The organism is Microbispora sp. H13382 (assembly GCF_014161445.1).
Lineage (GTDB): Bacteria > Actinomycetota > Actinomycetes > Streptosporangiales > Streptosporangiaceae > Microbispora.
Genome location: NZ_JABBXA010000001.1, coordinates 376399 through 393303, shown reverse-complemented (window position 1 = coordinate 393303; position 16905 = coordinate 376399). Strand labels below are relative to the sequence as shown.

Sequence of the window (16905 nt, the reverse complement as noted above, 5' to 3'; positions counted from 1 at the left end):
GCGTGGCTGACCCGAAGTTCGAGATCCAGATGCTCCATGACCGCGTGATGGTCAAGGTCGAGCGGGAGCTTGAGGAACGGCGCAGCAGCGCGGGCATCGTCATCCCGGCCACGGTCAAGATGGCCAACCGGCTCGTCTGGGGCGAGGTCAGCGGCGCCGGCGCCAACGTCAGGTCGGTCAAGACCGGCGACAAGGTCCTGTTCAACCCCGAGGACCAGTACGAGGTGGAGGTCCAGGGCCAGCTCTACCTCGTGCTGCGCGAGCGCGACCTCCACGCGGTGGCGACGCAGCAGACCGACCACGGCACCGGCCTCTACCTCTGACCTCCCGACCTCGCGGCGAAGGTGGACCATGACCCTCCAGGACGACCTCGTCGAGCTGCGCCGCGCGCTGCACCGGGAGCCCGAGATCGGTCTCGACCTGCCCCGCACGCAGGAGAAGGTGCTCGCGGCGCTCGACGGCCTGCCCCTGGAGATCGCCACCGGTGAGCGCCTGTCGTCGGTGACGGCCGTTCTGCGCGGCGGCCGCCCCGGTCCCGCCGTGCTGCTGCGCGCCGACATGGACGCGCTGCCCGTGCAGGAGAAGACCGGCCTGCCCTACCGGTCGCGCTTCGACGGCCGCATGCACGCCTGCGGCCACGACCTGCACACCGCCATGCTGGTGGGAGCCGCCCGTCTGCTCAGCGAGCGGCGCGCCGACCTCGCCGGTGACGTGGTGCTGATGTTCCAGCCCGGCGAGGAGGGCCAGGAGGGCGCCCGCCTGATGATCGAGGAAGGCGTGCTCGACGCGGCGGGGGCCAGGCCCGTCGCCGCCTACGGGATGCACGTCTTCTCCACGACGATCCCGCGCGGGCTGTTCCTGACCAAGGGCGGGCCCGTGCTGGCCGCGGCCGACACGCTGACCGTGACCGTGCGCGGCAGAGGCGGCCACGGGTCCTCCCCGCACCGCGCGCTCGACCCGATCCCCGCGGCCTGCGAGATCGTGACGGCCCTGCAGACCCACGTCACCCGCGGGTACGACGTGTTCGACCCGGTCGTGGTCACCGTGGGCAGCTTCCACGCCGGCACCACCGACAACGTGATCCCCGACGAGGCCACGTTCGCGGCCACCGTCCGCACGTTCTCGGCCGGATCCCGCGACCGCGTCAGGGAGGGCCTGGTCCGGCTCGCCCAGGGCATCGGCGAGGCGCACGGCCTGTCCGTCGACTGCTCCTTCGGCATCGGCTATCCCGTGACGGTCAATGACGACGCCGAGGCGGAGTTCGCCGCCCGGACCGTGCGCGAGGCCCTCGGCGAGGACCGCTACTTCCCGCTGCCCACCCCGGCGACCGGCTCGGAGGACTTCTCGTACGTGCTGGAGCAGGTGCCGGGGGCCTTCCTCGTGGTCGGCGCCTGCCCGCCCGGCCGGGATCTCGCCACGGCCCCGGCCAACCACTCGGCGGAGGCGGAGTTCGACGACGCCATCCTGTCCGACGGCGCGGCGCTGCTGAGCGAGCTGGCCATCCGCAGGCTGGCCCGCGTCTGACGGTCAGCCCAGCAGGTCGCGGGCCTCCTGGATCAGGTCGACGCCGAGGGTCAGCCGGACCGACACCCAGACGATGGCCCCGGCGCAGAGCAGGGTGAGCGCGCTCGCGACGATGCGGACGAACCAGTTCTGCCGCTTGAGCCAGTCCGTCGCCCCCCTGACCCTGTCCTTGGCGAACTCCAGGAGCCGGGACGCCCAGGCGAACTCCGTGGCCAGCACGGCGAGCCCGGCGAAGACCACCAGCCAGCCCGGCCCCGGGAAGGGCACCATGATCAGGCCGGTGACGACGAGGGCGGCGCCGATCACCCCGATGACGATCCGCAGCGTCAGCCGGCCCGCCGGAGTCGCGCGGATCCGGTCGAGCGGGCCCGGCGGATCGGAAGCCTCCCGTTCATCGCCCGTACGACTGTCCTCAGCCGTCGCCACACGGCTCACCCCCATTCGCTGCCCACAATAGCCAGCGGCGGACCGCGGCGACGATCGGAGCGTTCACGCGTCGCCGAGGCAGGCGGCCGTCTGCTCGGCGATCTCCAGTTCCTCGTCGGTGGGCACCACCAGCACCGTCACCTCGGCGCCCTCCGGGGAGATCACCCGGGCCTGCGCCGACTCGGCGTCGTTGCGCCCCGGGTCGATCTCGATGCCGAGCCGGGCGAGCCCGGTCGCCGCCAGCGCGCGGACACGAGGACTGTTCTGCCCCACGCCGCCGGTGAAGACGAGGGCGTCCACGTGGCCGAGCGCCGCGTAGTAGGCGCCGATGTAGGTGCGCACGCGATAGCCGTACACGTCGAGGGCGAGCCGGGCGTCCTCGTCCCCCGCGTCGGCCAGCCGCCAGACCTCGCGCATGTCGTTGGCCCCGCACATGCCGAGCAGGCCGCTCTCCTTGTTCAGCGCGGCGTCGACGCCGGCGAGGTCCATGCCCGCGACCCGGCCGAGGTAGGCGCCCAGAGCCGGGTCGACGTCCCCGGAACGGGTGCCCATCACCAGCCCGGCGAGCGGTGTGATGCCCATCGAGGTGTCCACGCTGCGCCCGGCCCGCACCGCCGTCGCGCTCGCGCCGTTGCCGAGGTGCAGCACGATCGAGTTCACCTCGTCGTACGGCCGGCCCAGCAGAGCGGCCGCCCGGCGGGAGACGTACGCCGTGGAGGTGCCGTGGAAGCCGTAGCGGCGCACACCGAGCTTGCGGGTCCACTCGCGGGGGACGGCGTAGGTGTGCGCGTGCGGCGGGATCGTGCCGTGGAAGGCGGTGTCGAAGACGGCGACGTGCGGCAGGGCGGGGAAGGCCCGCCGGGCCACCCGGATGCCCTCCAGGTTGGCCGGGTTGTGCAGCGGCGCCAGGGGCGCCATCTCCTCGATGGCCCGCTCGACCGCGTCGTCGATCAGCACGGGCGTCACGAACCGGCTGCCGCCGTGGACGACCCGGTGGCCCACAGCGGTCACGCCGTCCAGCGGCGGCCCGTGCTCGGCGAAGGCCGCCAGCACCGCCTTCAGCCCCTCCTCGTGGTCGGCCACCCGGCGCTCACTCCGTACGCCGTCATGGGTGAGCACGCTCTCGTCCTCGCCGATGCGCTCGATCAGCCCGCCGGCCACCGCCCGGCGCGTCCCCATGTCGATGAGGCGGTACTTGATGGACGACGACCCCGTGTTCAGGACGAGGACCTGCCCGCTCACTGCGTCTCCTCCCGCGCCTGCGCGCTCACCCTGTCTCCTCCCGCGCCTGCGCGCTCACCCTGTCTCCTCCCGCGCCTGCGCGCTCACTGTGCTCTTCATCGCGCCTGCGCGATCAGCGCTCACTGTGTCTCCCCGTGCGCCTGCGCCTGGATGGCCGTGATCGCGACGGTGTTGACGATGTCGCCCACGGTCGCGCCGCGGGACAGGTCGTTGACCGGCTTGCGCAGGCCCTGCAGGACCGGCCCGATCGCGACCGCGCCCGCGCTGCGCTGCACAGCCTTGTAGAGGTTGTTGCCCGTGTTGAGGTCGGGCACCACGAACACCGTGGCCCGCCCGGCCACCGCGCTGCCGGGCATCTTGGTCCGCGCCACGCTCGGCTCGGCCGCCGCGTCGTACTGGATGGGGCCCTCGACCGGCAGGTCCGGCCGCAGCTCGCGGACCCGCGCGGTGGCCTCGCGCACCTTGTCCACCTCGGGCCCCGCGCCGGACTCGCCGGTCGAGTACGACAGCATGGCCACGCGCGGCTCGACCCCGAACCTGGCGGCCGTGGCGGCCGACGAGATCGCGATGTCGGCGAGCTGGCTGGCCGTGGGGTCGGGCACGACGGCGCAGTCGCCGTAGACGAGGACGCGGTCGGCCAGGCACATGAAGAAGACGCTGGACACGACGCCGACGCCCGGCGAGGTCTTGATGACCTCGAACGACGGCCTGATCGTGTGGGCGGTGGTGTGGGCCGCGCCGGAGACCATGCCGTCCGCCAGCCCGAGATGGACCATCATCGTGCCGAAGTAGGAGACGTCGGTGACGATGTCGCGGGCCTGCCCGGCGGTCACGCCCTTGTGCGCGCGCAACCGGGCGTACTCCTCGGCGAACAGCTCGCGCAGCTCCGGGTCGAACGGGCTGACCACGCGGGCGCCGTCGACGGCCAGGCCCATCGTGGCCGCCGCCAGCCGGATCTCCCGCTCGTCGCCCAGCAGGGTCAGCTCGGCGACGCCCCGGCGCAGCAGGCTGTCGGCCGCGCGCAGGATCCGCGGCTCGGCGCCCTCCGGCAGCACGATGTGCCTGCGGTCGGCGCGGGCGCGGTCCAGCAGGTCGTACTCGAACATGAGCGGCGTGATCGCGGCGGCCTTGGTGACCCGCAGGCTGCGCAGCAGCGCCCCGGCGTCGACGTGCTCGGCGAAGACCCCGAGCGCGGTGTCGATCTTGCCCTTGGCATCCGGGCTGAACCGGCCCTCGGCCCTCGACAGCTTGGTCGCGGTCTCGAACGTGCCGCCGCCGGTCGTGACGATCGGCAGCCGGATGTCCATGCCCTTCAGCAGGCGGACGACCGCGTCGGGCAGTTCCAGCCCGCCGTTGAGGATGATCGCCGACAGGGCCGGGAACGTGGGGGCCTTGTGCGCGGCCAGCAGCCCCGGCACCAGCGCCGCGGCCCGGTCGGCGGGGACGACGACCGCCAGGCCCTCGGTGAGGCGCTCCAGGATGTTCGGCAGCGACATCGCGCCGATCATCAGCCCGCCCGTCTCCCGGCCGAGCTGGTCGGCGTCGCCCATGAACAGCTCGCCGTCGCAGGCGGCCATCAGGTCGCTGACCGTCGGCGCGGACAGCCGCCGCACCTCCGGCAGGACGTACGCGGGGACGCGGGTCGCGACCTCGTCGACCAGGTCGGGAGCGACCCGCGTGACGACCGTGGCCAGCTCGGTGGCGTGCCGCTCGGCCAGCTCCTTGCGCGACATCTCGACCGCCGCGGCGATCTCGTCGGAGGTGCGGTCGAGCCCGGTCACCACGTTCATCACCGGCGTGCCCAGATTGGCGGCGAGCTCGGCGTTGAACACGAACTCGGTCGGCGCGCCCACGTCGGTGTAGTCGGTGCCGATCACCACGACCGCGTCGCACCGCCCGGCGAGCGCCCGGTAGCGGGCCAGGATCTCCCCGGCCGCACGCTCCTCGTCGGCGTGCACCTCCTCGTAGGTGACGCCCGTGCACATCCCGTAGGGCAGGCCGATCGCGAAACGGCTGCGCGCGGCGTTGACGAGGCTGTCCTCGCGGCCGGCCCGGACGACCGGCCGGAACACGCCCACCGTGCCCACCTGGCGGGTCAGCAGCTCGATCATGCCCAGGGCGATCGTGCCCTTGTTGCTCCTCGCGTCGCCGGCCGCGACGTAAACTCCGATCGCCATCGCGCAGTCACCCCTGTCCAGGCGCGGCCCGACGGCCCGCCCCGGAAAAGGCTACGCGAAGGACCCCGCGGAGATACCAGTCGAACGTCCCGTCCGTAGGGCCTTTTCCCTCCAGTCGTGTGCTCTCACAGGCCCGGCGGGAAGTCCGCCGCGATCCCGCGGTGAGAACCCCGCGGTCCCCCGCCTGCCGGGCAAGCGCCTTGGAGGTGAGGCGGGCCGTCAACTCCGGCGGTCCGAGGCCAACGAGTCGAGTTCGTCCGCTCGCCGGAGGTCCTTGGGGCGGCCTATGGCGCGACGCATCCGGATGAGGTCTTCCCGGGAGACGTAGTGAACCTCCAGGCCGCCCGGACCGGCCGCGGTGATCGCCCTGTCGAGGATCTCCCGGACTCGGAGATCGCCCCAGGCAAGCGCGGGAGTGCAGCAGTCGCCGCCGACTCCGGGTGCGGTGAACTGCACCTTGGGGCGGAGCAAGGCATCCGGATGAGTCGCCATGGGGGTGCCCGTTTCGTCGGCGAGCTGGGCGTCGACGGACATGAAGGCGGCCGCCAGGGCCGGGGCGTGGGCCGGTGCGCCATCCCAGAGCAGATCCAGATCGCCGGTGAGTTCGGTGGATCCGTGCATGATGCCGGCGACCTGCCCGATCACCGCGGCTCGGACGCCATGGCGGTGGAGGGCTTCGAGCAGAGGAAACGGATCGAAACCGAGGGCGCCGTCCGTGCCGATCGTGCCGACGTCGTCGTCGGCGTCCTCGTGGCCCAGGCCGGTGCCCGCCCGGTTGAGGGCGAGTTCACGCGTGCGCCGGGCGGCGGCGCGCAGTCGTTCCAGCGGTTCGTCGATCATCCGACTCATGCAACACCCGGCCGCGCTCAGGGCGCACGCGATTTTCCCTGAGTGCCGTGGCGTGGCAGTGGGACGGGCCGTACGGATGTGCCGCCCGCGCGGCACATCCGTACGGTCGTTGTCGTGCTATCTCACGAGGCGGTGCAGGTCACCGGCGACGGGACGGCATTGGTGCCGTTCCAGCTCGCCTGGAACCCGAACGTGGTGGACGCCCCGGAGCCGACCGAGCCGTTGTAGCTCACGTTCGTCACCGTGACGTTCGCCCCGGACTGGCTGACCGTGCCGTTCCAGAGCTGGCTGATCGACTGGCCGTTGGCGAAGGCCCACTTGACGCTCCAGCCGCTGATCGGGACGCTGCCGGTGTTCTTCACCGTGACCTCGCCCTGGAAGCCGCCCGGCCACTGGTTGGCCACCTTGTAGGTCGCCGAGCACGCCTTGCCGCCGCCACCCGACGGGCTCGCCGAAGGCGAGGCGGACGGGCTGGCCGAGGGCGAGGCGGACGGCGACGCCGACGGAGAAGCCGACGGGGACGCGGACGGGCTGGCCGAAGGCGACGTGGACGGGGACGCCGACGGCGAGGGGGACGGCGAGGTTCCGCCGTTGCGGTCGCCGTAGATGATGCCCCGGCCGTTGGTGCCGAGGTAGACCCGGCCGTAGATCCGCGGGTCGCCGGTCAGGGCCTCGCCCGCGTTGCCGTACTGGTGCTGGTCGTCGTTGATGCGCACCCAGCTCGCGCCGGTGTCGTCGGACCGGAACAGGCCCTGCACGCCGTCCACGGTGCCCATGAGGTAGAGGGCCTGGTACGTCTTGCCGGGCGCCGCCTTGCCGAAACCGATGTTGATCGAGCTGCTGACGTTCGACAGCTTGGTGAACGAGGCGCCCGAGTTGGTGGAGTGCCACAGGCCGCCCTCGCCGGCCAGCCAGACTTCGCCCTCCTTGCCGGGCAGCGCCTTGAAGTGCACACCGGTCGTCGGCAGCCCGGTCGCGGCGGTGGCGCTGAAGCTCGCGCCGCCGTTGGTGCTCACGTAGAACTTGCCGCCGGAGAAGGCGTAGAACTTCTGCGCGTTCACCCGGTCGGACTCGACGATCGCGCCGGCCGGAACGCCGCTGGAGGCGGTCCAGCTGTTGCCGTAGCCGACGGAGTAGACGACCTGGATGCCGGGGTCGCCCGGCGCCCACACGAAACGGCTGCCGTCGGCCGCCGCGGCGACCGTGCCGCCGCTGTTGATCCCGCCCGGTTCGCTGCCCTGGAACCAGTTGGCCCCGCCGTCGGTCGAGAACGCCACGTGGCTGTCGTTCGGCCGGTCGGAGTCGGTGAAGTTGCCGGCCCGCACCATCACGCTCGGGTTGGTCTCGGCGTAGTCGAGCGAGGTCGTGGAGGTGAAGACAGGCTGGGTGAACATCATGGACGGCACGGCGTCGAGGTTGGTGTGCCGGAAGCCGCCGATGTCACCGAGCGCGCTGACCAGCGGGGCGCCGCTCGGCGGGCTGATCAGATCGAGGACGGCGGTCTCCTCCAGGCCCTTCACCATCGGCTTGATCGTGAACTGGCCGCCCGAGTCCCACTTGGTGAGGTCGGTGGTGCCGTAGATCGTCGCGCCGGTGCCGTACATCATCCGGTCGGAGTTGAACGGGTCGATCTCCACCGACTCGTTCATCCAGCCCAGCTTGGGCGTGACCTCCGGCGGCTGGGGGTTGGTCCCGAAGGTCAGCCACGGCGCGGCGGAGATGTCCATCTTGTAGCGGAAGCTGCGGTCCGGGTAGGACGTCCAGTCCCAGATGCGGGTCCAGGTCGCGCCGCTGTCGGTGCTCCTGAAGAAGATCGCGTCGGGCCACCAGGAGACCTGGGTGGCGACCATGACGGTCTTCGGGTTCTGCCGGTCGATGGTCAGGCCGCTGTAGCCGAAGTAGTCGTCGCCGCTGCTGGACGGGATCGGGCTGATCTGGGTCCAGGTGCCGGTGGCGGTGGCGTAGCGCCACACGTCGCCCTTGCCGCCGTCGTACGGGCCGCCGGTGTCGCTGGTGGCGATGTAGAGGTAGCCGTTGGCCGTGTCGAGCACGCCCTTGTGGGCGATGTAGCCGGTGGGCTGCCCGGCGACCCGCTCCCACGAGGTGCCGCCGTTGGTGGTGCGGTAGACGGTGTTGCTCTTGTCGGCCACGCCCACGTAGATGGTCTGGGTGGCGTTGCCCGACGTGCCGGTGCGCTTGTCGAAGGTCACCCAGACGACGCCCTGGTTGTCACCGTTGTAGGCGTCCCCGGGGCTGGCGACGTAGTTGCCGACGTTGGGGAAGTTGGTCACCTTCGACCAGGTGGCGCCGGAGTCGGTGCTCCGCCACAGGCCGTTGCCGCTGGGCGCGCCGAAGTACAGGACGCTGTTCTTGTTCGGGTCCACGGCGAGGCGCTCGCCCATGCCGCGGCCCGGCATGTTGCCGCCCAGCTTGAACGGCAGCGGGGTCACCTGCCAGGTGTCGCCCTTGTTCGACGAGCGCAGGATCGCGCCGTTGTTGGGGTCCCAGCTGTTGGTGTACATGCCGACGGCGGCGTACACCTTGTTGGCGTCCACCGGGTCGGCGGCGATGCTGGCGACGCCGTTGTAGCCCCAGTTGGACCAACCGGCCCAGTCGAGCAGCGGCGTCCAGGTCTGGGACGACTGGTTCCACCGGTACGCGCCGCCGATGTCGGTACGGGCGTAGATCAGGTCCTTCTGGGCCTGGCTGAACACGATGCCGGGGACGAAGCCGCCCCCGGCGATCTGCACGTTCTTGAACGTGTACGGGTCGGCGGCGACGGCCGACACCGGGGACATTCTGATCACGGCCGTGACCAGGGCCACGGCGGCGACCACGAGCATGGATGCGAATCTTCGCATGGACGGTTTCCCTCCGAGCACGGACAACCGGCCATGCACGACCAGGCGGGGACCCTGACCGTCCTTCTCCCACGTGCATGGAAAATCTGCAAGGAAGATTCACACACCGGCGGAAGCGCCGTCAATAGTTTGGCGTCCAGACAAATCTCAACCGGTTTCATCCGGGGCGGAGCATCCCGATTCGTGGAACATAATTCTGGACATGACTACAGCTCTCGTGCTCGGCGGCGGAGGAGTCGCCGGCATCGCCTGGGAGGCGGGGGTCGTCACCGGCCTGCGCCGCCTCGGCGTGGACCTGGGGACGGCGGACCGGATCGTCGGCACCTCGGCAGGCTCGGTCGTCGGCACGCTCGTGGCCACGGGCGCCGACCTGGAGGAGGCCGTCGCCCACCAGGCGAAGGTGGACACCGGCCCGCCCCCGGCCGTCGACATGAACGAGGTCATGCAGGCGTTCGCCGTCATGTTCGACCCGAACCTCGACCGGCGGGAGGCTCGGCGCAGGGTCGGCCAGATGGCCCTGGCGGCGAAGGTGGACCACGCGGCGGAGCGGCTCGCCGTGAAGGAGTGGCCCGAGCGCGAACTGCTCATCACGAGCGTCGACGCGACCACCGGCGAGTTCGTCGTGTGGGACCGGTCCTCGGGCGCGCCGCTGGTGCTCGCCGTCGCGTCGAGCTGCGCCGTGCCGATGGTCTTCCCGCCCGTGGAGATCAACGGCCGCAGGTACGTGGACGGCGGGGTCCGCTCGGCGACCAACGCCGACCTCGCGGCCGGCGCCCGCGCCCTTGTGGTGCTCGAACCGCTCGGCAACCTGACCCCCCGGGCCGTCCTCGACGCCGAGATGGCGAAGGCCGGCGCGGCCGCCTCGTACGTCGTCCACCCCGACACGGCCTCGGTCGCGGTGTTCGGCGAGAACGTCCTCGACCCCGGCCTGTGGGGACCGGCCTTCAGGGCGGGGCTCGACCAGGCCGCCACCCTCGCCGAGCCGGTCGCCACCGTCTGGTCCTGACCACGCGGACATCAGCGGGCGGCCGGCGCGGGAACTCCTCGCGCCGGCCGCCCGACGTCGCGTCATGTGCCAGGATCATGTGCTCCGGGAGCACGTCCCCAGGTTGGGGTCCGGTCTACCCGGCGTCGGAAACCGCCTTGCTGACCGCGTTGGGGCCGTCGTACTGCCGGTCCGGGATGCGTTCCAGCGCGTCGATGACGTTGTCGTCCGCGCCGTGGTCGCGGGCCGTGCGGATCAGGTCCGACTTGCCGGCCGGGTAGTCGACGCCCTTCAGGTGCTTCTGCAGCTGGATCGGGTTCGGTGCGTCGGCCATGACGCTCCTCCCTTCCGTCGGCGTTTCTCCTGCTCTCCCTCGCCTACCCGGTTATTCCTCGGCGAGTCCGCCATCCCAAGCAGCGAGTCGCGCTTCCGGCATACGACTGGGGCCGCGGGAGCGCCTGGAAGCAGGCACTCGCCGTCGGACGCCCTCATCCTCAGGGGGCGGTTCCTCAGGGGGCGATCAGAACCGGAGTCCCCAGGGGCAGCCCTGCCAGCACCTTGAGCGCGCGAGCAGGCACCCTGACGCAGCCGTGGGTGACCGCCTTGCCGAACACCTTCCGGTCCGGCCATCCGTGGAAGGCGACCGTGCCGGGACCGCCGCCGAAAGTGTCGAGCGTCGCCGAGTGCGTGCCGAGCGGCAGGATCAGCGGGCTGTAGGTCTTCTTCTTCGGCGACATCAAGGCCAGCATGAAGGTCCTGCCCACCGGGGTGGGCGTCTCGGGGCCGCCTACGGCCACCGTCCAGGTGCCGAGCTTCTTGCTCGCGTTCATCACGGTCAGGCGCCTGGTGCCCAGCGTCACGATGGCGCGGTAGCGGCTGCGCGCCTTTTTCAGGCCCTTGGCCTTGATCCAGCCGGTCACGTGGTTGGGCTTGCTGGGCAGGAGCACGCGGTACCAGCCCTTGCGTGTCTCCACCACCGGCACCCAGGTGGGACTGCCGAGCTGTTTCGCCGGGAGGGTGGCCGCGGGCTTTCCGCCGGGCTGGGCGAAGACGGCCACGGTGCGCGCGGGGTGGACCACGATGCCGCTCAGCTTGCCGTACATGTCGGTGTCCTGTGGGAGACCGCTCAACTCCGTGAACGTGGTGGCCGCGGGGAGCGCCGTCGCCGTCACCGACGCGCCGGCTGCGAGCGCGGCGGGCGACGCGGCGGCACCGGTGGGGGTCGCGGCGACGAAGCTCATGGCGACGAGCGCGGCGCCGATGAGTCGGCGGGGGACATCGAGCGGCACGATCGGCTCCTGAGATATACGACCACTACGACACGAGCACGTAACCACCTGGCCTCGATCCATGTCTTTTTGGACCGTTTGAATACTCTTGGCCAGCGGGTGTGACATTTTTACATAGATGAGCCCAGAGAGGCTCAAGCTCTCATACATCTAGAGGTGCGTTCGTGACAGCCCCCAGACTCTCTTCAGCCCGTCGCTGGATCACAGCGGCATTGATGCTCGCAGTGGCGGCCCTCGGGGCGCTCGCCATCTCCAATACGGCCTCGGCGGGAGCGGTCCAGAAGACGGCGCCCGGCGACAACGGCGACGTCAAGATCCACAAGTGGACGACGCCAGAGGACGACCAGCGCGACGAGCCGCACGTCTGCGTGTTCTATCTGGTCGGGTTCAACTTCGACGCGGTCGAGCAGGTGAGCTGGGAGATCAAGTCCTGGCCCCCCACGGGCGACAAGACCACGGTGAAGAGCGGGACCCTCGTGCTCGACCAGGGCGGGCATGGCCGTACGGTCGACATGACCCTGCCGAACGGGCACTACAAGCTGTTCTGGACCTTCGCGGGGAAGAAGGGCGCGCCCAAGCAGAAGGTGTTCTGGGTCGAGTGTGAGTCCACGCCCAGCCCCACGCCCACCCCGACGGTGACGTCCTCCCAGACGCCCTCACCGTCGCAGACGCCCTCCCAGAGCCCCACCGCGTCCCAGAGCCCCACCACGTCCCAGACGCCGACGGTCAGTCCGACTCCGACTGCGACGCCCACTCCCACGCGGACGCCCACTCCCACGCGGACGCCCACCTCGAAGCCGACGCCGGGCAACCCGCCGATCGACGTGTGGATCGAGTGGGACGAGGACGTCACGCAGACGCAGGGCGAGCCCAAGCCCAAGCCCGCGCCCACTCCGACGCCGGTGAAGACCAACATCCCGGTCACCGGCTGACCCGCGACACCGAACGACTGAGGGCCCGGATCGGATTGATCCGGGCCCTCAGTCGTCTGCGCAGGACCTGCCGAGCGGCGGGAGGGGGTCGCGGCCGAGCGGATCCCGGCGTGGGACCTCCGGACTTCGCCGCGCGCCTCACACAGCGGCCTCTACGAAGCCCTCACCTGGAATTTTGTGACGACTGCATATACGGGGGTCGCGTTTGTGAAAGGACGAGACGTACGGGTAGCTGGCGTTGCGTGCCTGATGCCCAATTGCTGGCCGCACAGGATCTGCGGCTCGACGTCAACGTCCTGGACTACGTGATCCTCGCCCTGTACTTCCTCGTGGTGCTGGGAATCGGCTTCGCCGCCAAGCGGGCCGTACGGACGAGTCTGGACTTCTTCCTCTCGGGCCGCGCACTCCCCGCCTGGATCACCGGCCTGGCCTTCATGTCCGCCAACCTCGGCGCCACCGAGATCCTCGGCATGGCCGCCAACGGCGCGCAGTACGGCGTGATGACCGTGCACTACTACTGGCTCGGCGCGGTCCCCGCCATGGTGTTCCTCGGCATCGTGATGATGCCCTTCTACTACCGGTCGAAGGTGCACAGCGTCCCGGAGTTCATGCGCCGCCGGTTCAACGGCGCGACCCAGCTGTTCAACGCCTCGACGTTCGCCCTCGCGCAGATCCTCATCTCCGGGATCAACCTGTACGCGCTGGCGCTCGTCATGGACGCGCTGCTCGGCTGGCCGCTGTGGCTGTCCATCCTCGTGTCGGCCGCGATCGTGCTCGCGTACATCACGCTTGGCGGCCTGTCCTCGGCGATCTACAACGAGGTCATGCAGTTCTTCGTGATCGTCGCCGGGCTCGTGCCGATCGTAATCATCGGCCTGACCCGCGTCGGCGGGTTCTCCGGGCTCGGGGAGAAGGTCAAGCAGAGCGTGCTCGGCGAGGGGGGCCTGCACACCTGGGCGCACACCGCCGGCACCGACAACCCGCTCCAGGCCAACTGGATCGGCCTGGTCCTCGGACTCGGCTTCGTGCTGTCCTTCGGCTACTGGACCACGAACTTCGCCGAGGTCCAGCGCGCGCTGTCGGCCCGCAACACCAACGCCGCCCGGCTGACCCCCATCGTCGCGGCCTACCCGAAGCTCGTGATCCCGATCGTGACCGTGATCCCCGGCCTCGTCGCGCTGGTGCTGTTCGGCGACCTCGGCAAGGACGGCGGGCCGACGTACAACGAGGCGATCCCGCTGCTGATGGACGAGTTCCTGCCGTACGGCGTGCTCGGCATCGCGGTGACCGGCCTGCTCGCCTCGTTCATGGCCGGCATGGCCGCCAACATCAGCGGTTTCAACACGGTCTTCACCTACGACATCTGGAAGTCGCACATCAACGGCGACCACCCGGACGAGTGGTACGTGCGGCTCGGCCGGATCGCGACCATCGGCGGCGTCATCGGGGGGATCGGCGCGGCGTTCATCGCGGCCGGGTTCAGCAACATCATGAACTACCTTAAGAACATCGCTCCACGCAACTCTTCTTTCGCGTGAGCTTGCCAGGAGCGCCAGCGCTCAAGGCCGACCAGCCGAGAACGGGCATCTATCAGGGCAATCACCCGGTGAGGCACACCGCAATGGACGTCGGGCATCTGATCGTCCAGGCCGCCAAGAGCCGATTCGGCGAGGACTTTCACTACAAGGTCAAGGCGACCCGCCTGCGGCGGCTCGCAGCGCGCTGGGCGGCCAGCGGGCCGGGCGTGCGGCTCTCCGGCCGGTCCCGGCCCGCGCCGCCCGCGCACTGATAGCTTCGCCGTGCTAGATCTCTCGCTAGCTAGGCAGCGAGGACCGCTATAGGGCGGAAACGTGGCCATTCGGCTGACTTTTCTCATGAACAGGCATACTATGATGCCTCGATCGCTTGTATTCACGGCAATGCCCCAATCCTCTCTCGTGTGATGTGCGGAGGCGCACCCATGGGATCAAGTCAAGCACTTGAATTTGTAGAGAGTAAGTTAAACAATCGAATCAAGGATTTCCGAGACTCGCGAAACTTTTTTCGCGGTGGGTCACGCAGGCAGGCGATAACTACCACAGCCCTTGGGGCGCTAACCACATTTCTTGTCGCAGTTAACCAAATATTCGACACGCCGTGGATTGCAATACCTTCTCTGGCGGCTGCCGGCCTTACGACCATAGGAAGCGCGTGGACCGGATGGTATGGCTACAAAGATTCATGGATCTTTGCTAATGATGCACTGAACAAGTTGAAAGCACTTGAATACAAAATAAGTTATGATAAAGCAGTCTACGGGGAATCTCTAGAGCTAGAACGAGTCCACGCGTATGCTGATGAGTATCAAGCAATTCTTTCCGAGGCCCACGAAAAGTGGCGTCAACTAAGGTCGGCTCAGCCCTAGACTAATGATCGACGGGCGGGCCATACGGGCTGAAGCCCCTGGCGGAGAGTGTAGACACTGTTTTCGTTGATCGCCTGGATGATGCCCTACAGCCCGCTGCCTCACTAGCTTGCTTCCCTGCCCCCGCTGCTCGATTGTTCGTGGCCCTTGGTCGGCGTCAACGCCGTCTGTGCGGGTTGGGTGCGAGGCTGCGGTGTACGTCGTTGGTGGACGGACTCGCGAAGACGGCATTGACACCTCGGTCGGGCCACTGATGTCGGCAGCTATCGGGGGCGGGGGGAGAAATGGCGCGGGTCATAGACACAGGTGCGGCCCCGCCGAGTGAGCGGGGCCGCGTGAGCGCTGGACCGTCTATCGCATCTCGCCGAGCAGCAGGGCATGCCAGACCCTGCGAGCCTCCTCGATGGGCCAGCGGTGTGATTCCTCGACCTCTGGCGTCGGTTCGGCCTGGGTGGTCTTGCGGATGAACGCCTGCCCGCCGGACTGGAGCAGTTCGTAGACGACGGCCCGGCAGTCGCAGGTCCAGGCGAGCGCCCGCACGCGCCCGACCCCCTCGAACGGCTTATGCCAGACGAGTTTCACGTGATCCTTTTGGCGTATCTCCCAGTGCGGACTCAGGCATTCGTCCGGGTCCAGGGCGGAGGCCGCCATCAGAATCGCCGCCTCACCGTGCCCCACCGTTGGCCCAGCCGACGATCCACCGGACGGCGGACTGCGGTTGGTCGACCGAGGGCAACGGAACGACGGTCCCGGACTTCGGCAGCTTGATCAGGAAACGGCGCGGCTTGTTCTCCTGATCGATGGTGACCGTGGCGACCTGCCCGCCGAAGCCGTAGACGTCCAGCTCCGAGCCCGCCTTCTGCACGGGAAACCCGGTCATCCGCAGGGTGATGTGGCTGATGAACCGGACGCGGACCCCTTGGGACCGGAGCAGGTCGCCGAGGGCGGCCAGGATGCCCGCCTGCTGGTTGACGCTTCCGGCGCTGATCGTGATCTGACGCATGACTCTCCCATCTGTCTCGCTGCGTCAGGCGGATTCCTGCCGCTCCCGCTCACGAGCGATCCGGCGCGCAGTGGCGATGCGTTGCCGGATCAGCTCGGCCCAAAGATGCTCGCCGTTCTGGTAGCCGCTCCCCGCAAAGCGCCACTGCCCGACCGTGACCGTCTCCCCCTCGCCAGGATCAGGCAGGCCCCGCCGTTCCCGAGCCCGCTCGGCCTGATGATCGGCCCGCACCTGGCGCAGCGCCCCCAGGGTGGTGGAGTAGTGGCGGCTCTTGGTCGAGAAGTGGCCCCGGTAGCCGAGCATGTGTGCCCACTGCCGCAGTGGGACCAGCCGATACTCCGGACGATCCCCCAGGACGAAGCACGTGTAGATCATGCGGCGGGCACGCTCGGTCACGTCGAGATAGGCAACGTCGCTCATCTGCCGAATGGGCCGATCCACGGTCCCGGCTGACTCGGCCCCCTTGGTGGCGTACTTGGCGATGTAGGCCGCCACCCGCTGATCGGCGATCCCCTCAAGCGAGGTCGCGACGTAGATGGGTTCCACGTCGAGTTGCGTGCCCCACCGGCCGACGACGAACGACGGTTCCTCCTTCGGAACGGGAACGACCACCCCCGCCGCCGCTTCCCGTACGGCCGCCGCGAGTACCGGAACGGTCGCCCAGTCCGGAGGTGGAGCCGAAGGCCCGTCCGGTCCGTCGAGGCGGATCACCGCGTGGAAGTGGACCAGGCCCCGCGCCTGGTACTCCGCCACCTTGGCGTACGACAGCCGAAGCCGCCGCCTCAGCTCAGCCCGTGAGATGCCGAGGTGCCGGGCGAAGGTCGCCGGTAGCGCCTGGGTGAAGCGCCGCCAAAGCTCGCCCGCGTGAGCGTTCCACAGGACCGCCGCGTGATCGGTGGTCTGTTCCTGGTGTACGGAGTGATCCTCACCGTCACCGGGCTGTTCGACAGCGCCCAGGAGGTGCAGAAGGCGGAGGGCATCCGCATCAACCTCTCGACGGGCATCGCGATGCTCGTCGTCGGCGCCGCGTTCCTGCTCTGGGAGCGCCTGCGCCCGACCGACGCCCCCGCCCCCTCCGACGAAGAGGAATGACCCTTTCCCCGCCGCGGTCACATCGCCGATGTGACCGCGGCTCTTTGATCCGGATAGTTCATCCGATTGTGCTACCGTCCAGCCTACCGGATGAACTATCCGGTTATCTGGATGAAGGGGC

At 69.5% G+C, this 16905-nt stretch carries 18 protein-coding genes; 8 read left to right on the top strand and 10 right to left on the bottom strand.

What is annotated here, in order from left to right:
- Positions 1-2: 2 nt before the first annotated feature.
- Together HHX41_RS01710 and HHX41_RS01705 are read left to right on the top strand one after the other, a co-directional pair.
- A complete protein-coding gene (locus HHX41_RS01710; RefSeq protein ID WP_142556424.1) occupies positions 3-323 on the top strand; it encodes a co-chaperone GroES in 321 nt (106 codons plus the stop codon).
- A 28-nt stretch (positions 324-351) separates the two neighbouring features.
- Complete coding sequence (locus HHX41_RS01705) at positions 352-1524, top strand: M20 family metallopeptidase (protein ID WP_169978955.1); 1173 nt, start codon at positions 352-354, stop codon at positions 1522-1524.
- Between the two features lie 3 nt (positions 1525-1527).
- Here the strand turns inward: HHX41_RS01705 and HHX41_RS01700 are convergent, their stop codons facing one another.
- The 5 genes from HHX41_RS01700 to HHX41_RS01680 form a co-directional block, all read right to left on the bottom strand.
- Positions 1528-1950: a TIGR02611 family protein gene (locus HHX41_RS01700; RefSeq protein WP_310741719.1), complete on the bottom strand. Its 423-nt coding sequence runs from the start codon at positions 1948-1950 to the stop codon at positions 1528-1530.
- 63 nt (positions 1951-2013) lie between these two features.
- Positions 2014-3192, bottom strand: coding sequence for an acetate/propionate family kinase (locus tag HHX41_RS01695; protein WP_169978959.1), 1179 nt, complete (start codon positions 3190-3192; stop codon positions 2014-2016).
- 119 nt (positions 3193-3311) lie between these two features.
- A complete protein-coding gene (gene pta / locus HHX41_RS01690; RefSeq protein ID WP_182904528.1) occupies positions 3312-5369 on the bottom strand; it encodes a phosphate acetyltransferase in 2058 nt (685 codons plus the stop codon).
- A 219-nt stretch (positions 5370-5588) separates the two neighbouring features.
- Positions 5589-6209, bottom strand: a complete 621-nt coding sequence (locus HHX41_RS01685) for a hypothetical protein (RefSeq protein ID WP_259400552.1) — start codon at positions 6207-6209, stop codon at positions 5589-5591.
- 131 nt (positions 6210-6340) lie between these two features.
- A complete protein-coding gene (locus HHX41_RS01680; RefSeq protein ID WP_182904526.1) occupies positions 6341-9079 on the bottom strand; it encodes a cellulose-binding domain-containing protein in 2739 nt (912 codons plus the stop codon).
- A 202-nt stretch (positions 9080-9281) separates the two neighbouring features.
- Between HHX41_RS01680 and HHX41_RS01675 the strand changes: the two genes are divergently transcribed.
- Complete coding sequence (locus HHX41_RS01675) at positions 9282-10085, top strand: patatin-like phospholipase family protein (RefSeq protein ID WP_182904525.1); 804 nt, start codon at positions 9282-9284, stop codon at positions 10083-10085.
- Between the two features lie 115 nt (positions 10086-10200).
- On the opposite strand, the gene HHX41_RS01670 is transcribed toward HHX41_RS01675, so the two are convergent.
- On the bottom strand, positions 10201-10398 hold the full coding sequence (locus HHX41_RS01670; protein WP_169978969.1) for a DUF2795 domain-containing protein: 198 nt from the start codon (positions 10396-10398) through the stop codon (positions 10201-10203).
- Between the two features lie 175 nt (positions 10399-10573).
- Positions 10574-11353: a L,D-transpeptidase gene (locus tag HHX41_RS01665; protein ID WP_310741718.1), complete on the bottom strand. Its 780-nt coding sequence runs from the start codon at positions 11351-11353 to the stop codon at positions 10574-10576.
- Between the two features lie 215 nt (positions 11354-11568).
- Here HHX41_RS01665 and HHX41_RS41560 point away from each other — a divergent pair, with 215 nt between their 5' ends.
- From HHX41_RS41560 to HHX41_RS42165, 4 genes are all read left to right on the top strand, one after another.
- Positions 11569-12285 carry a hypothetical protein gene (locus tag HHX41_RS41560; RefSeq protein WP_182904524.1) on the top strand — a complete coding sequence of 239 codons (717 nt, stop codon included), beginning with the start codon at positions 11569-11571 and terminating at the stop codon, positions 12283-12285.
- Between the two features lie 242 nt (positions 12286-12527).
- Entirely contained in the window at positions 12528-13823 is a 1296-nt protein-coding gene (locus HHX41_RS01655; RefSeq protein ID WP_310741716.1) for a sodium:solute symporter family protein, read from the top strand.
- 68 nt (positions 13824-13891) lie between these two features.
- Positions 13892-14074, top strand: a complete 183-nt coding sequence (locus tag HHX41_RS01650; RefSeq protein WP_182904523.1) for a hypothetical protein — start codon at positions 13892-13894, stop codon at positions 14072-14074.
- A gap of 153 nt (positions 14075-14227) precedes the next feature.
- A complete protein-coding gene (locus tag HHX41_RS42165) occupies positions 14228-14689 on the top strand; it encodes an SLATT domain-containing protein (protein WP_396793966.1) in 462 nt (153 codons plus the stop codon).
- A gap of 351 nt (positions 14690-15040) precedes the next feature.
- Here the strand turns inward: HHX41_RS42165 and HHX41_RS01640 are convergent, their stop codons facing one another.
- The 3 genes from HHX41_RS01640 to HHX41_RS01630 form a co-directional block, all read right to left on the bottom strand.
- Positions 15041-15271, bottom strand: a complete 231-nt coding sequence (locus HHX41_RS01640) for a hypothetical protein (protein ID WP_182904521.1) — start codon at positions 15269-15271, stop codon at positions 15041-15043.
- 82 nt (positions 15272-15353) lie between these two features.
- Complete coding sequence (locus HHX41_RS01635; protein ID WP_182904520.1) at positions 15354-15692, bottom strand: hypothetical protein; 339 nt, start codon at positions 15690-15692, stop codon at positions 15354-15356.
- Positions 15693-15716: 24 nt separating this feature from the next.
- Positions 15717-16571 (bottom strand): replication initiator, encoded by an 855-nt coding sequence (locus HHX41_RS01630; protein WP_396793964.1) that lies wholly within the window; start codon positions 16569-16571, stop codon positions 15717-15719.
- Here HHX41_RS01630 and HHX41_RS01625 point away from each other — a divergent pair.
- Positions 16557-16784: a hypothetical protein gene (locus tag HHX41_RS01625; protein WP_182904518.1), complete on the top strand. Its 228-nt coding sequence runs from the start codon at positions 16557-16559 to the stop codon at positions 16782-16784. The genes HHX41_RS01630 and HHX41_RS01625 overlap by 15 nt on opposite strands.
- Positions 16785-16905 lie beyond the last annotated feature (121 nt).

What these genes read in the sequence shown, in the direction of transcription:
- HHX41_RS01705 (WP_169978955.1), top strand. Translation starts at nt 352, where the DNA reads ATGACCCTCCAGGACGACCTCGTCGAGCTGCGCCGCGCGCTGCACCGG.
- pta (WP_182904528.1), bottom strand. Translation starts at nt 5,369, where the DNA reads ATGGCGATCGGAGTTTACGTCGCGGCCGGCGACGCGAGGAGCAACAAG.
- HHX41_RS01685 (WP_259400552.1), bottom strand. Translation starts at nt 6,209, where the DNA reads ATGATCGACGAACCGCTGGAACGACTGCGCGCCGCCGCCCGGCGCACG.
- HHX41_RS01680 (WP_182904526.1), bottom strand. Translation starts at nt 9,079, where the DNA reads ATGCGAAGATTCGCATCCATGCTCGTGGTCGCCGCCGTGGCCCTGGTC.
- HHX41_RS01675 (WP_182904525.1), top strand. Translation starts at nt 9,282, where the DNA reads ATGACTACAGCTCTCGTGCTCGGCGGCGGAGGAGTCGCCGGCATCGCC.
- HHX41_RS01670 (WP_169978969.1), bottom strand. Translation starts at nt 10,398, where the DNA reads ATGGCCGACGCACCGAACCCGATCCAGCTGCAGAAGCACCTGAAGGGC.
- HHX41_RS41560 (WP_182904524.1), top strand. Translation starts at nt 11,569, where the DNA reads ATGCTCGCAGTGGCGGCCCTCGGGGCGCTCGCCATCTCCAATACGGCC.
- HHX41_RS42165 (WP_396793966.1), top strand. Translation starts at nt 14,228, where the DNA reads ATGTGCGGAGGCGCACCCATGGGATCAAGTCAAGCACTTGAATTTGTA.
- HHX41_RS01635 (WP_182904520.1), bottom strand. Translation starts at nt 15,692, where the DNA reads ATGCGTCAGATCACGATCAGCGCCGGAAGCGTCAACCAGCAGGCGGGC.